12 protein-coding genes are annotated in these 15,364 nt (G+C 48.8%); 3 read left to right on the forward strand and 9 right to left on the reverse strand.

The annotated features are described in order from the left end of the window. Nucleotides 1-463 precede the first annotated feature (463 nt). A complete protein-coding gene (gene glgC, locus Q0668_RS00025) occupies nucleotides 464-1,699 on the reverse strand; it encodes a glucose-1-phosphate adenylyltransferase (protein ID WP_298858671.1) in 1,236 nt (411 codons plus the stop codon). A 310-nt stretch (nucleotides 1,700-2,009) separates the two neighbouring features. Here glgC and Q0668_RS00030 point away from each other — a divergent pair, with 310 nt between their 5' ends. The 3 genes from Q0668_RS00030 to Q0668_RS00040 all read left to right on the forward strand — a co-directional run bounded on the left by Q0668_RS00030 (nucleotide 2,010) and on the right by Q0668_RS00040 (nucleotide 5,702). After that, nucleotides 2,010-2,672: a class I SAM-dependent methyltransferase gene (locus tag Q0668_RS00030; protein WP_298858673.1), complete on the forward strand. Its 663-nt coding sequence runs from the start codon at nucleotides 2,010-2,012 to the stop codon at nucleotides 2,670-2,672. Between the two features lie 57 nt (nucleotides 2,673-2,729). Beyond that, a complete protein-coding gene (locus tag Q0668_RS00035) occupies nucleotides 2,730-4,208 on the forward strand; it encodes an amino acid permease (protein WP_298858676.1) in 1,479 nt (492 codons plus the stop codon). Nucleotides 4,209-4,340: 132 nt separating this feature from the next. Continuing rightward, on the forward strand, nucleotides 4,341-5,702 hold the full coding sequence (locus Q0668_RS00040) for a hypothetical protein (protein WP_298858678.1): 1,362 nt from the start codon (nucleotides 4,341-4,343) through the stop codon (nucleotides 5,700-5,702). Between the two features lie 24 nt (nucleotides 5,703-5,726). Here the strand turns inward: Q0668_RS00040 and Q0668_RS00045 are convergent, their stop codons facing one another. The 8 genes from Q0668_RS00045 to Q0668_RS00080 form a co-directional block, all read right to left on the reverse strand. Continuing rightward, entirely contained in the window at nucleotides 5,727-6,602 is an 876-nt protein-coding gene (locus Q0668_RS00045) for a phytanoyl-CoA dioxygenase family protein (RefSeq protein WP_298858680.1), read from the reverse strand. Nucleotides 6,603-7,447: 845 nt separating this feature from the next. After that, nucleotides 7,448-8,038, reverse strand: coding sequence for a hypothetical protein (locus Q0668_RS00050; protein ID WP_298858683.1), 591 nt, complete (start codon nucleotides 8,036-8,038; stop codon nucleotides 7,448-7,450). A 246-nt stretch (nucleotides 8,039-8,284) separates the two neighbouring features. Continuing rightward, nucleotides 8,285-10,285 carry a hypothetical protein gene (locus Q0668_RS00055; protein WP_298858685.1) on the reverse strand — a complete coding sequence of 667 codons (2,001 nt, stop codon included), beginning with the start codon at nucleotides 10,283-10,285 and terminating at the stop codon, nucleotides 8,285-8,287. Further along, complete coding sequence (locus Q0668_RS00060; RefSeq protein WP_298858687.1) at nucleotides 10,276-10,812, reverse strand: RNA polymerase sigma factor; 537 nt, start codon at nucleotides 10,810-10,812, stop codon at nucleotides 10,276-10,278. The genes Q0668_RS00055 and Q0668_RS00060 overlap by 10 nt, the downstream gene beginning before the upstream one ends. Nucleotides 10,813-10,960: 148 nt before the next feature. Beyond that, entirely contained in the window at nucleotides 10,961-11,236 is a 276-nt protein-coding gene (locus Q0668_RS00065) for a hypothetical protein (protein WP_298858689.1), read from the reverse strand. 47 nt (nucleotides 11,237-11,283) lie between these two features. Next, on the reverse strand, nucleotides 11,284-12,681 hold the full coding sequence (locus Q0668_RS00070; RefSeq protein ID WP_298858691.1) for a DUF1501 domain-containing protein: 1,398 nt from the start codon (nucleotides 12,679-12,681) through the stop codon (nucleotides 11,284-11,286). A gap of 226 nt (nucleotides 12,682-12,907) precedes the next feature. Then, nucleotides 12,908-14,245, reverse strand: a complete 1,338-nt coding sequence (locus Q0668_RS00075; protein ID WP_298858694.1) for a DUF1501 domain-containing protein — start codon at nucleotides 14,243-14,245, stop codon at nucleotides 12,908-12,910. A 271-nt stretch (nucleotides 14,246-14,516) separates the two neighbouring features. After that, nucleotides 14,517-15,110 carry a GNAT family protein gene (locus Q0668_RS00080; RefSeq protein ID WP_298858696.1) on the reverse strand — a complete coding sequence of 198 codons (594 nt, stop codon included), beginning with the start codon at nucleotides 15,108-15,110 and terminating at the stop codon, nucleotides 14,517-14,519. Nucleotides 15,111-15,364 lie beyond the last annotated feature (254 nt).

Here is a 15,364-nt window from a genome sequence, read left to right on the forward strand (position 1 = left end):
TACACAAAGCAGCCGATCCAGAAACTCAATTTTAAAAATCATTTTAAATTGGGGTTGACCGAATCTCATTCAATTTCTATTCTCCCCGCATCATCAGCAATCACGCTGGTTTTTTAATCTAAGTTCAAACAATTCCTGATTACATCACTCCTCAGAATGACGATTGTCATTCCCTTTTTCAACCTTCAAGCAAATACCGGTGTCCGTTGAGCGATTTTATTCTCTCAATGGAAAGATCGTGTGTCCAAGGCATGGAAGCCAAGGCTCCGATCTTTTTGAATTTGAAAAAGAAAGATTTTGTCTGAGTCGCGTTTTTAAAAAATTGATACAACAGGCGAACAATCGCCTCCCGGAAGTAGTACAAGTCCTTCCCCCCCCTGGGCTACTGCTTCCGGGAATTTTTATGCGCCCTCAATCAATTTTCTCTTCAACCAGAGAGTGGTTTTTTCAACCCTCGAATCTTTCAACCCTCTCCGGGAAATCCATCCATCTTGCCAATCACCACGATCCCTGATTCGGAAACGGTAAACCCGCGACGCCTGTCGTTTTCCAGGTCATAACCGATCTCGCAATTCTTCGGGATGGTAACTCCTTTATCAACAATGGCATTACGAATCCGGGCGTGTCTGCCAACATTGACACCGGAAAATAGGATTGAATTATCGACCTCTGCCCAACTGTTAACACGTACGTTTGACGAAATGATCGATTGGCTGACGCGACCACCAGAGATAATCGACCCCGGGCAAACCGTACTATCCACAGCCTGACCAACGCGGGGCATCGATCCTTCACTTTGTGCAAAGACAAACTTGGGCGGAGGATCGGGTGGTTGATAAGATCTGATGGGCCAGGATTGATCGTATAAGTTCAATTGTGGATGAACAGAGATCAAGTCCATATTGGCTTCGTAATAAGAGTCGATGGTTCCCACATCTCGCCAGTAATATCCGTCGCCTGTATTTTTATCCTGAAAGGGATAAGCACGTACAAGATGATCATCGATAATGGAAGGAATGATATTATTTCCGAAATCATGAGAACTATCTAACTGTGTTGCATCGTAACAGAGTCGTTCAAACAGGAAATTCGTATTGAAAACATAGATTCCCATTGATGCCAGACTTTTCTCCGGATGGTTAGGCATCGCTGGAGGATTGATCGGCTTTTCTTCAAACTTGACCACGCGCAAATTCTCATCAACTCCCATCACTCCGAATTGGCTGGCTTCCTGCCGATCCACGGGAATACATCCGATCGTTGCCTCTGCTCCGGATTCCTGATGATCACGAATCAGCTTGGAATAATCCATTTTATAAATATGATCGCCGGACAGGATCAAAATATAATCGGATCTAGCACGCTCAATGGTATAAATATTCTGATAAACGGCGTCAGCAGTTCCCTGATACCATTGTTCGTCAATTCGCTGTTGAGGTGGCAATACATCGACGAATTCATTCAATTCCCGACAAAGAAATCGCCAACCGAGATTGATATGACGATCGAGACTAGCTGCTTTATACTGCGTTAGAATCAATATCCGACGTAAACCACTATTAATACAGTTGGAAAGCGTGAAATCAATAATTCGATAGCCACCTCCAAACGGAACCGCGGGCTTCGCTCGATCGCGGGTGAGAGGCTCCAGACGTGATCCTTTACCACCTGCCAGAACCAAAGCCAATATATTTCGCACGCTTGTTCCCTCCTTAACAATGGAACAGGACCTCAGTGGACTAATTCCTTTGTCCGTCATTGAGCTTCAAAAAAATCCTAGACCTATGTTGTAGCATCCTCCGACTATGAAGGGAATTCAAATAAACTCAGATTTGATGAACTTACATTTTCTTTCAAAATAATTCGGGATGGAATTTCTGATATGTAATTTTACACATACAAATTCATGAAGTTCGCATTGTTTACATCCTTCCGGCTTCTCTCAGAGAAATGATCGTTTTATAATTTGAGGCAATCCACTCGCACCAATCTGTCCGGAGACCGCGTCCATGAGTTCCACTGATGAAAAACTAACCAAATCATTTTATGATCGAATCAGTCATTCCTACGATTTACTTGCTGATTCCAACGAACATGTTGCTCGAGAAAAAGGGCTGACGGCACTGGGAATTGATGAAGGCGAAAAAGTGCTGGAAATTGGCTATGGGACCGGCCACTCGCTGGTCGCAATGGCTGTAGCAGCAGGCACGACAGGCCTGATTTATGGAGTAGACATCTCTGATGGAATGAAGAAAGTCTCCGAAAAACGCGTCACAGAAGCCGGCGTGGCAGATCGGGTGAAGCTCTCTGTGGCCAACACTCCTCCCCTGCCGTTTAAGGATCATACCTTCGATGTCGTCTCGATGAGCTTCACTCTCGAACTCTTTCCACTGGAAACCATTCCGGAAGTGCTTCAGGAAATCAAACGCGTACTGAAGCCGGGAGGACGTCTGGGTGTTGTCTCGATGGCTCTGCCCAAAGAAGGGGAAAAAGACAGCTTTCTCGAAAAGACTTACAAATGGATGCATCAGCATTTCCCGCATATTGTTGACTGCCAGCCCATCAATGCCGCAGGCTTCCTGAATGATGCAGGCTTTTCTATCAATGATGAAATCAATTTGGATATCTGGTCCATGCCTGTCGCGGTTCTTGTAGGCATAACACCTGAGTGATCCTCAAGTTCTCTTGACGTCTTCCAGAATCGGCTTTAATTGGGGATCGATTTTCAAATGCCCGCAAATCAAGACCATCCAGAGCCGGGAGAACCACAGACCGATTCTTCACAAACGGAACAATACCAGAAAAAACTGACGCTCTGGGATACCATCAACATTATCATCGGCATTGTGATCGGTGTTTCCATTTTTAAAGTTCCCAGTCTGGTATTTGCGAATGCAGGGTCAATTGAAGCGGGCGTAGTCATCTGGTGTCTGGGTGGTTTTTTGATGCTCGCCGGTGCACTCTGCTACGCCGAACTGGCATCCTCTTTACCTGAAACCGGTGGAGACTATGTCTTCCTCTCAAAAACTTATGGACGAGGAACCGGCTTCCTCTTTGGATGGGCACAATTCGTAGCCATCAATCCCGGTAACATCGGAATCATGTCTTACGTTTTCGCGCATTACGCGGCCTCGTTTCTAGAAGTTTCAGATGATTGGGCTGTGCTGCTAGCTGCCTTCTCTGCCTGTATCCTGATTTTTTTAAATCTACTCGGCCTGCTCATAGGAAAACGCGCACAAAACATTCTCACCCTTGCCAAAGTCATCGGGTTAGCAGCCATTGCCCTAACGGGATTTTATCTTGGCATGCAAAATACAAACTCGATACCAGAACTCCTTTCCACAAAATCACAGTCTGCTCCCAATTATGGTCTGGCAATGGTCTTTGTCCTCTATGCTTACGGCGGGTGGAATGATGCGGCCTTTGTCGCCGCGGAAGTCAAACAACCCGGTAAAAATATTCCCAAAGCTTTGATTTTCGGAAGCATCGGAATCACCGCGATTTACCTTATCATTAACGCTGCCTACGTTTGGGGACTGGGTTACGATGGCCTGCTCAAATCAGGAGCACCAGCCGCTGATCTACTTGGTAATGCCTGGGGACCGATGGGAGAAAAAGCCATCAGTCTGGTCATCATGATCTCCTCGTTAGGCGCCATTAACGGCCTGATCCTCACCGGCTCCCGAGTCAACGTGCGTCTAGGAATGGACCATCCACTCTTCGCCGCCCTCGCCCGCTGGAATTATCGGGTCAACGCGCCCATCTTTTCACTCGTCACACAAGGTTTGATTTCCGTTTGCATGATTGTTCTCGTCGGAACAGACATCGGACAACAAATCCTGGCGAAACCCTTTGAACTGATTCAATGGGAAATCATTAACTGGAACCAATATGGAGGTGGCTTTGAGACTCTGATTGCAGCAACAGCGCCCCTCTTCTGGATCTTCTTTTTATTAACCGGACTCAGCCTCATCATCCTCCGCTTCAAACTCCCCGACTTAGAACGCCCCTTTCGAGTCCCCTTCTATCCGATTACCCCCATCATTTTTTGTGCCACCTCATGTTACATGCTCTATTCCAGCCTCGACTATGCTCGCGGTCTGACAATCCTCGGCGTAATTCCCGTACTGATCGGCATCCCCCTTTATCTGAAAAACCATCAACCAAAAAAAGACCAACCCACGCCACCTGACTTATCCTCCCATTGATTTACTGGCATCCCCATTTTGTTTAACATGGAATGCTTACCATAATCCATAACGCCACCTGCAGGTCAACACCGATTTTCCATAGAAAAAACAACCCGACCACGAAACTACGATTCCCACCGGAGTAACAAAATGAAATCATACTCGACACTGATCTACATCGCCGCCATCATCGTCCTGCAGTTGTTTATCATTCCCGTTTCTGCCGAGGAGACAATCCCACCTCTGGAGCTTCCCCAAGTCGACGCATCCTTTAAAGCCCCCTGTTTTAGTACCGTCTACAAGCAACCAACCGATCCTAAAGAAGGACAACTTCAGATCGGCGTGACTTACACTTTATGGATTCCCGAAGGCCTCAAACAGGTTCGTGGGATTATCGTGCATCAGCACGGTTGTGGCTCAGGCTCCTGCACTGGCAGTGTAACCGCTGCCCACGATTTGCATTGGCAGGAATTGGCAAGAAAAAACAATTGTGCCCTGCTCGGCCCCAGTTTCCATCAGGCAAAGGCTCAGAACTGTCGTCTCTGGTGCGATCCGCGAAATGGCTCAGACAAAGTCTTTTTGAACTCCTTGAAGAAACTGGCTAAGGCATCAGGACATCCCGAAATCGCAACCGTTCCGTGGTGTCTCTGGGGACATTCCGGCGGCGGATTCTGGTCGAGCCTGATGCAGATGAAATACCCTGAGCGAATTGTAGCGATCTGGTTTCAATCGGGAACCGCCTTCGGCTATTGGACCAAAGGGGAAATCCCTGCTCCCACGATCCCCGATGCAGCCATGAAAATTCCGATGATGGCTAACCCCGGCCAGAAAGAAAAAGGGCACGAACGTTTCCGCCGCGCCTGGGATGGAAACATCGCCATGTTTAAAGCCTATCGTGCCAAGGGAGCTCCCATCGCTTTCACACCCGATCCACAAACCGGCCACGAAACAGGCGACTCTCGCTATCTGGCCATTCCCTTTTTCGACGCCTGCCTCAAACTACGCTTGCCCGATCAAGTCGGTGATCCGCTGAAAGATGTCGATCTCGAACACGGTTGGTTGGCCCCCGCACTCAGCACAGATACGCCCCAACCAGCCAGCAAGTTCAAAGGGGATGCCGCAAATGCTTCCTGGTTTCCGAACAAAAAAGTCGCCCTCGCATGGCAGGACTTTGTCAAAACAGGCGCTGTCAGCGACACCACTCCCCCTCCCGCACCAACCAAGGTCAAAGTTGACAAAACCACCGGCACCATCACCTGGAACGCACCAACCGATTTCGAAAGCGGCATCCAGACGTTTCTCATCAAACGCGATGGAAAACTCATCGGCCAGATTCCTGAGAAACCGAAAAACAATCGTTACGGCCGCCAGCTCTTCCAGGGAATGAGTTACGGCGACACACCCGTTTTGCCATTGTTAAAATTCCAGTTCATTGACACCACCGCCGAAAAAGGAAAATCACACAACTATCAAATCATCGCCGTCAACACAGTCGGCCTGCATTCGAAGTAGGCTTGAATCTGTTTTCAGTTCGATTCACTGTTCGCCATAACGCCGCCGGCTGACACCCGGCGCATGGCGGGCCATGTTGTCGGGACGGTTCGGCAGATCATAATCGATCTTCTGTGTATTTAAACTACGAAAAAACGGACGCACATGTTCGGGCAAGGCGTTGACTTTATCAGCTTCATAATCGGTCACCTCACCAATCGGCCCTGCCCACGCCGGTCGATAGGCAATGGCGAGCATATGCCGATCGCTATCACTATAATTGGGATAGTTGGCGTGGAATACTTTCTGATTAATAATCACCGCCGACCCTGCCCGGCACACCACCATCTCCTCATCCTCATGCGAGAGATAACGTTGATAAGGATTGCCATCTGCATGCAGTGAAAGATGCGAGCCGGGAATTACTTTGAACGGACTGTGTTCGGGAGTCAGATCATCCAGATAGTACAACACGCGCACCAGACAAGGCGAACTGGCTCCCAAACCGAATATTTTCGAACCGTAGGGCTGAGAGTCGGTATGAATGGCAATTCCCGGATGCCCCGATTGTGAAACGGCATAAGCACAGGATGTGCAAATCAGCTCATCACCAAACAGTGTCTCCAGAAACTCGATCATCGCAGGCAAGGCAATCACATCAATGGCCGTCGGCGAATCGCTCCATTGTACGTTTGAAAAGCCCCGCTGATGAGCGCTGTAATCCGTGCCCGTCGTTGGCAGACCTTTCAACTCCTCACGAATTAACGCCAGCTGATCCGCACACAATAGATCGGGAAACACCATATAACCGTCTACTTCGAGAGAACGAATTCGCTGCCCCAGACTCAATGACGCCCAGTCAGTCTCCACATGCTTTGCCTTTGACACGTCCTCGCGCGAATTAGTAAACGACACATCCATCTTGATCGCCTCTTTATGATTAATTGCAGTTTAAAATTGCAGTTTAAAAATGTACTTACAGACAACATCAGATCAAAATTGTACGAAAAGAAACCCAGCCGTCAACAACGAAATGCATCGTCTCATTCCCAGCCTGATGTCTAAAACATCTAGCAACTTCATGATATTTGCACCCCTTTTACTTCCTGTAGATAAAATTTTGAATCATCTCTTGACCCCGCCGCGCCGCTGAATATAAGCGTTTTTACGCGTCGCGCGCGAGTGAGAGAGATGCTCACTGCATCTCCGTAAGAAGTTCCACTTTAGCACTATAAAAAGCACTGGTTTCAGAACGATTTGTAAAACACCTGCTCAATCCCTCACCACTTATCGACGCGTATGGGCGCGCGTTCAACGCGTATCGACCACACTGCAACACACTATCAACCACGTTCAACCACCATTCGCAACGCATAAAAATCATTCCCCTTGACCTCCCCACGCCCTTCAACATGATAATACTCTGACACAACCAAAATACGTCATCAATCATTCAAAAACCTCGTTAGATTATCGGGGGACACTGTCGGCTCGTCCGACGGTGAGAAAGCCCTGTCACTAATAACCTACGTTTCGACAAACGAAAAATCAGGGACCATGTTGTATTCTACCAGATATGACCTCAACCACAGACATGAACATCGGGAAGTCATTAGTGTTGGTGAACGTCACCCAATCAGCTTACTGCACGGGCTGGATCATTATGGTTTCAGTCCACCGAGCGATTAATAAGGGACCAGTCCCATACCAGATCGCCGAAAATCATACAAACAATTAAACCACAACACTCCTGAAAAGCAGTTGTTTCAGGACTTCTCGCGTGATTCCTTTAACGTCTCTTTTTTGGATTCACTTTTCGGCTTCTCAAATGAGATACGGACTTTGCAAATATCATCCCCTATAAAATTATTGATCATATCAACGATCTGGAGATAGACATCTTTTCCATCTAATTCAAACTTCAGGAATTCATTATTCTTCAACGACGTGCGTTTCACCAAATAATGCCCATTGACGTCAATGACTTCTACGAAAACCTGCCCGCCGGTGATATCGCCAAGTTGAACAGAAAGTGTGTCCGACGAACCTGGAATCTTTCGTCGTTCTCTTTGAACCATCGGCATTGTTGCTCCCCCTTTAGCAAGAGCCAAAGTGACGGGCTTGTCCGATGAAGCTTTTTTGTCCGATCTCCGATTAACAGGGCTGTCGATTCGTTCCCACTCGCCCCCGTTCTGCTTGAGCCAGAGAGCACCAGTTGCGGTGTCGAGAAAATAAACTCCCTCTGCGGAGAAAGTAATATCGTATCGACCTACTGGCAGGTTTTCCTCTTTTGTTTCGGCGAGTGCGATGAGCGGGAATACAACAACGGCGATCAGTAAAACGGATAGTTTTTTCATGATTCCTTGCCTTCTTCTCTGTTCTAGAGCGCATCCAATTTAACCATAGCACATTTCATTCAGTGATACTCGTTTCAAATGGCCTTGGAGACGCTACCGTAAACCTGGACACAGGCTACATACCTGGAGTAAACAGCTCAAGCCCGTGTATTTAAATGGGTTAGAAAGTGGAGTCCTTCAATCAGTATTGTATTTCTAATTATACTGTTGGTTCTTCAACAATTACCATTAGTACTGATACCAAATCTAATCGGTTCCCGAATTCTCAGAATTCTTTGCCTCTACTTTGGGCATAGGTGAAGATAACGTCGCATAGAGACAGAGCACAACCAACAGCATCGCGGCGACCAGACTGCGTTCGTAGTACAGCCATTCGAACCACGTTGGTTGCGTCACGCCAGGTAAATGATTCAACCGATCGAGCGTCACCGCGGCGATCCATTTTTCGCTGGAATGTCTAAAGGACAATGGACGCAGATATGATCGCACCCAGTTCAAATCGAGATCCTCGGGAATACCATAGATCTGCATCAGTTCAATCGCTTGAGAGGTCGCCAGCATTGACGCTGAATTGCCCTTATACTTTTCGAAACCTCCGGCGATCTGGAATGAGTGAGTCTGTTTACTATGGAACTCACGTAGCCAATGATGCACTTGTTTACGGTATTTATCACGATCAATGGGGTGATCGATCACCTCCAGCAATTGTGTTATTAGCAGGGCATCTTCCAGCATATCTGCTGTTTGTGAGACAGGATTTTCGAGAGTTGCCAAAAGCCGCTGCTCCAGAAAGTCCCGATCCTCTGGTGATAGTTGGTCACTTTGAACCAGGGCATAGAAGACCCACGCGTATTGGTTCAAGCTGGAGATTGGCTGTGGTGGCAAAAAACGTTGTTCGGGAAGAAGTGATTGACGTTTTTGTTCAAGATTGGGAAGCGTTTCAATATGGGTGGGGAGCACCAGCCCCACTCGGAATGCACTGCCCAGAGTAAAGGTTAACATTTTTTGATCAGTGGTGATTTCGTTGTCCAAAACCCTGCGGGCACGGGACAGATCCGGATCGAGCCCTTGTTCGATCGTCCAACTTGCGGGGATCTCCCAGTCACGAAAGGTGAGCGAAGGGAATCGCCCTTTTTCGAACGATTCCACGTGCTGCAGAATCCGTGCTGGCGTAGCAGGCCACCAGATCTGGTTTGTGAACCACAACATCAACGGAATAGTAATACATGCATAGAGTACCCCCGGGATCCATTGAGGACGTACCACGGGTTGCGCAACAACAGCCTTTCGGGAGCGACGAACAAATGCCCCAATCACAGCAGATACTGCAACGCCAATCATGATCGCAAAAAACCACCATCCATACCCGCCGAAAATCGCTGGCTGGTTATCAGTCGGCTTGCGAAACGACGACAGAGTAATATAGAAGAGTACAATAGGGATCAGGAATGTACCGAGTATAATGAGCCAATGAGGGGATTTCTCTTTCGACTTGAATGCCTCTCTCCCCCCCAGACGTGCCATGCTGAGGATCACAAACGGCATGAGAATCAACGTGCCTATATAAAATGCTACCGCAATCAGCTTTTGATCAACGAAGTGAATCTCGCTCCGTCCTACAAAGGGATTTGACATCGCCTGGGCGAGAAAGACTAAGCCCATCAAACAGGACTGACCGACCAGATAGCGATTTCCCATACCGATCCTGGCAAAGCTCGAGAGGAAATAAAGCAATAAACCGAACGAAGCCAACAGAAACAGGAAGAGCAGCCACGTCGCTCCAATCATCGGCAGTATGAGCACAGCTGCAAAAACGAATGCAGCGCCCAACCTGTGGGATCTCCACCATTGCCGAACGGCTGCCTGCATTTCCTCTGCGTCGCTGAGGTCGGATTGATTCTCTTTCTGCACTTTATGAATTTTCCTGGCACTGAAAATGGTCGCACCGACTAACAGAAATAAGCTGATCGCCGGTAAGGCAGCATATCCCAGTAACTTCTGCGACAGCGTCAGAGAAGAGAGCTGAGCCCCACTGCCGGCAATCTTGCCGGCAGTGATCAATGGACAGGGAATGAAAGCCGCGGCGACAGTCAGCAGCGGATCATCCACACCCTGTGACTGGTCCTGAAGCGGTATCACAGCCGCCTCGATTCGGGCGCGGATGCCCGCTTCGAATTCATCATTGTCGACACGATAAGAGTGAAGAGCCGCACGCAGATCCGATTCGGGAACAAGTTCTACAGACATAGCAACATCCTTCCAATTTGTGTCGTGGATATCTTGTCGTCCAAAATGCGTCGCAACGCCCGACGTGCCTGATAGAGACGTCCTTCAACAGTCTTCGGTTTAATCGATAGCAATATCGCCACTTCCTTAATGCTGGTTTCTTCCAGATAGTGCATCAGTACGACTTGCCGCTGTTTGGTTGGCAAACGGAAAATTGCGGTCCGCAGTCTTTCCAGTTGCAAAGGTGGTTCAGGACCGGATGGTGCCGCGATCCCTTCAAGCACCGCTGGTTCAACTGTCACAACATGATTGCGCCGCCGTTTACGACTTCGTACCCAGTTGCGATGCCGATTGCGGGCGATGCCACGCAGCCAGGCACCAAAGATTTCAGGCTGCTCCCAGTCACCACGACAGGATTCACGACTCAGATATGCTTCCGCAAAACTATCCTGCGCAATGTCCTTCGCGTCTATCCAGGGAGTTCCCCAGGAAGCAATCAGGCCCACAAGCGGCCCGCGATAGAGTTCAATCAGTTGTGTCAGATCCATTTTGATCCTTTCCCTAACAGAGTAGTGTCCGGACCCGAAACAAATCACACAAAATATTGACTAAAACGTTCTATTTTCCGAATATCAGTGAGAAACATGGGTGAAATTGCCTGTCTCTCAAGGCAGGAATGGCTCTTATGTTCACGAATTAAATGACACGGAAGTGCGACAAGCCCGCAAAGATCAGTAACAGGATCCCGACACCCCAGATCGGAATGAACCAGATATGTCCGCCGGCTTCGGGATTGATACTCGGGTTTTCTGTCTCATCGTTGGTGAAGCGTAAAAACAGGTCAAACAGCATCGCGCTCACGATGGCGACAATCACTGCCAGTTCACGGTTGTCACTCCATTTGATCGACACAAAGAACAGTGAAATTCCAGCAGCACCACAGATCAGAGCATTGGTATTGAAAATCCACATCTGATTATGATGTCCTTCAGAATCTGATTAATTCATATCGGTGCAAATCAGAACAATTCCGTCAGCGGCTTCGATTTATCAAGCAGATCATAAGGACGGCCTAACTTGTCATAGGCGGTCAAGTCATTAATTCCCATCGCATGATACACAGTATGCGTGATGTCCGCTGGCGTGACCTTTTTGTCTTTCGGATACTCACCATAACGGTCACTGGAACCATAAGTCTGGCCTCCCTGAATTCCACCGCCGGCAAGCACGTCGGTTAAGCAATGCGTCCAGTGATCGCGGCCCGCTCCGGAAATTCCACCGGAACGTGGATCGCCAATCTTCGGTTTGCGGCCCATTTCACTGGTGATCATCACGAGTGTTTCATCGATGAGGCCGCGGTCAGCCAGATCCTCAATCAAAGCAGAGTAAGCCCGGTCGAATTCCGGCAGCAGATTTTTTTCGAGGCACTTAAAATTGTTCCCGTGTGTGTCCCAGCTACCGGCGCTTTTACACTTCTTGCCAAGTTTATTGAGATCCCCTTTCCAGAAGACAGTAATGAAGGGAACCTCAGCTTCCACCAGCCGACGGGCAACCAGCAGGCTCATGCCATTAATCGTTTTCCCGTAACGTTCTATCATGGCAGGCGATTCCTGCTTCAGGTCGAATGCAGACGTAGACTGTGAGGACATCAATAAAGATAGTGCCCGTTCCTGATTCTGGTTCATTGCCGCGACATTGGGAAAGCCATCAAAGTGACGGCGAGTCGTATCCAGTTCTTTCAGCAGCGACATCCGGTCGGTCAGTCGGTCGGCTGTGACATCTCCTTCCAGAGAAAGTGCCGGCCCGCGAAGCTTGAGTGGCTCTTCGCTGCTTCCGTGGATATACATCGGATCGTGTTCCACACCTAGTCGCGCCGCAAACTGACCGGGTCGCGTGTAAGGGGCGCGGCTTGGCATATGAGGCAGAGAAATCGCATTGGGAAGATTCGGATGAGTCGGACGACGCGAGGCTACCACAGAACCCATATAAGGCCAGTCACCTGGTAGAGGCGTGCGATTGTTTCCGCGCGTGACGAAAGTCTGGTCTGGTACATGCCCCGTCAGATTATGGTAATAACCCGCGTGATGGTCGTTTGTGTTGACCGTTCCTGCCACCGAATTGATGAGTGCTAAATGATGCGCCTGCTTAGCCGTCATCGGCAGATGTTCCGAAAGGCGAACTCCCGGAGCCGTGGTTGCAATCGGTTGAAACAGACCACGATACTCCAAAGGCGCGTCAGGCTTCAGATCCCACATATCAAGGTGAGAGGAACCGCCACACAAAAAGAAAAGTATCGTCGATTTCGCGCGCTTCGGCGCAGGGGCCGTTATTTCCTTAGGAGCTGCTGGAACCGGTGTTCCGAATTGCATCCCGGCAAAGCCGAGTCCCGATGCCACTAGAAATTGCCGCCGTTGCATAACCTGTTCTCCCGTTGTGAACCTCATGCAGGGGAAAGCCCCACTTCTGTAATTCGTAGTCTACACTGTATTGTCTCTTATCTGTATCGTCGCTTATCTCAGATTTATCAATTGGGTTGAGCCTGAAAGCACGTCCCATACTAACATCAAATCTCACTTATGTCTATGTCAGATGTCATTTTTGTTCAGTTGTCTCAGCGAGACCAATCCCCATGAACTGGGAAGATCACATGAGTTCCGATAGCGGAGTGTAACCGCTGTCGACCAGATACTGAGGTCGACCCGCGTGATCGGGGAGTGTCAGTTGTTGCACGTCGATCCCCATATTGTGATAAAGTGTTGCAAATACTTCCTGGAAATGAACGGGGCGGCGATCCGCTTCGCCGCCCAATCGGTCAGTGGTGCCGATGACCTGGCCCGTTTTCATACCCCCACCAGCCAGCAACGCATTACACACGCGCGGCCAGTGATCGCGACCACCATTTTTATTCACTTGCGGCGTTCGCCCAAACTCGCCCCACGCGATGACCGTTGTGTCTTCCGCCATCCCACGTTGATGCAAGTCCTCGATCAGGGCCGTAATGGCTTGATCGAAATCGGGAAAGTTCTCTTTGGCTCTTTTGAAATTACTTCCATGCCAATCCCAGAAACTATAGCTCAGCGTCACAACCCGCGCCCCGGCTTCGACCAGTCGCCGCGCGAGAAGAAATTGTTCGTTGAGTCGCGGAGCAGCGTCCCCCTGTTTTTTCTCGGTCCCTTTACCATAGCGTTCGCGTATCGCGGGATCTTCTTTCGACACATCGAGTGCTTCAACCAGACCCTTTGAAGTGAGCACGCCGAAGGCCTGTTCGTTGAAAGAATCGAGCCCCAGCATCGCGCCACTACTGTCGGCATCGCGTCGAAACTGATCAAAGCTTTGCAGCAAACTTTTTCGATCTTTCAGGCGATCTAAGGTAATGCCGTTCAATGTCATATCACTCTTCATTTCCCCATTCGGATTGAAGGGTGTATGGGCCATTCCCAAGAAGCTGTTCTTCCCAAAGTTGTAAGGTGTATGTTGCATCTTCGGCGAAAGATTCACATAAGCGGGTGAGGTCGCCCTTGGATCACCTTTCAAGCGGGACAGTGCAGAGCCGAATTCGGGCCAACCACCCGATGGTTGTTTTCGATTACTGTGTCCGGTCATACATTGAAACGAAGCATGCTGGCCGATCGAACCGACGAGCGAATTCACAAAGACACATTTGTCTGCAATGCGTGCCAGACGTGGCAGGTGTTCGCAAATGTGAATGTCAGGCACATTGGTAGAGATCGGATTGAACTCGCCACGAATCTCAGCCGGCGCATCCATTTTAATATCATACATGTCCTGATGCGGAGGCCCGCCCGGCAGATAGATCATGATGATCGATTTGTGAGAATTAACTTTGCCCGACTGCGATTCAGCACGAAGTAGTTGGGGCAGAGAAAGACCGCCTAGACCCAGCGAGCCGACTTTGATGAAATTCCGCCGCGATACCTGATTGCAGAACTTACTGGAAGACTTATCAAATAGATTCAACATAATCAATTCCAGGGAGGGTAATCTCACAATGCCAAGTGACGTTGTTTATGGGCGGGGAATAAAGTGTACGGGGAACGTAACTTACTGCTATCACTTTACCTCTGCTCAGCAGTTTTGTCTACATCGATCCTGAAAAACAGGTCATCTGATAGCTAGTTTTGCCCGATAGACCGATCGACTTTAATACACATCATTAATAATCGGCTGTTTAATTCTGCGTATTAAACAGGAAACGATCAGGCCTCAAAATCGGACATGATTCTAACCCTGCTCAACGTGGCCTTGTTGCCTGAAATATCAGGTGTGCTTTCACCGTGGGCCATTCGCTGGCAATAATGGAATAGACACACGTATCGCGGAGTGTGCCATTCGGTGCGATTTGATGACTGCGCAGAATCCCATCAAGTTTCGCACCCAGGCGCTCGATACCAGCGCGGCTTTGCTGATTGAAAAAATGCGTTCGAAACTCAACGGCAACGCAATCCAGCTCTTCAAACGCATACGTCAGTAATAAGAGTTTGCATTGTGTATTCAAGCCAGTGCTTTGCACCGATTTTCGCAACCAGGTTGAGCCGATTTCGACACGCCGGTTTGCAGCATCCACATTCATGAAAGTAGTCATACCAACGGCTTTGCCTGAAGCCTCTTCAATAATAGCGAATGGAAGCATCAGTTGTTGGGCAAATAGATCAAGCCGCCTTTGAATCTCTGTGGCTACCCCCTCAGGATCAGGAACGGAAGTGTACCACAGCGTCCACAATTCCCCGTCCTGTGTTGCCTCTACGAGATCGTCGAGGTGCCGCTGATCTAGAAGTTCAAGTCGAACACCCGCACCATTAAGAGTAACAGGTTTTAACCAGGTCATCGCATATGCTTTCATTGAGATCTGCCCAATTGCTGACACTCGCAAAGATGCCGAGGAAGCAGATCAGAAGTGATACCGGGAACATCATTATTTTTGACGTATTCGTTTATCCAATAGTCAGTGACACACTCTATTTAATTTGGGTTCACTAAGAATACGCTCGAATACAAATAGGAATCCAATTAACGGATCAGCATACTTAAAAAGTATCAAACGAAAGCGTGATGATATAGTCATCTGCGCCCCCTGGTTTA

The sequence above is a fragment of the uncultured Gimesia sp. genome (assembly GCF_937910335.1).
Classification (GTDB): domain Bacteria; phylum Planctomycetota; class Planctomycetia; order Planctomycetales; family Planctomycetaceae; genus Gimesia.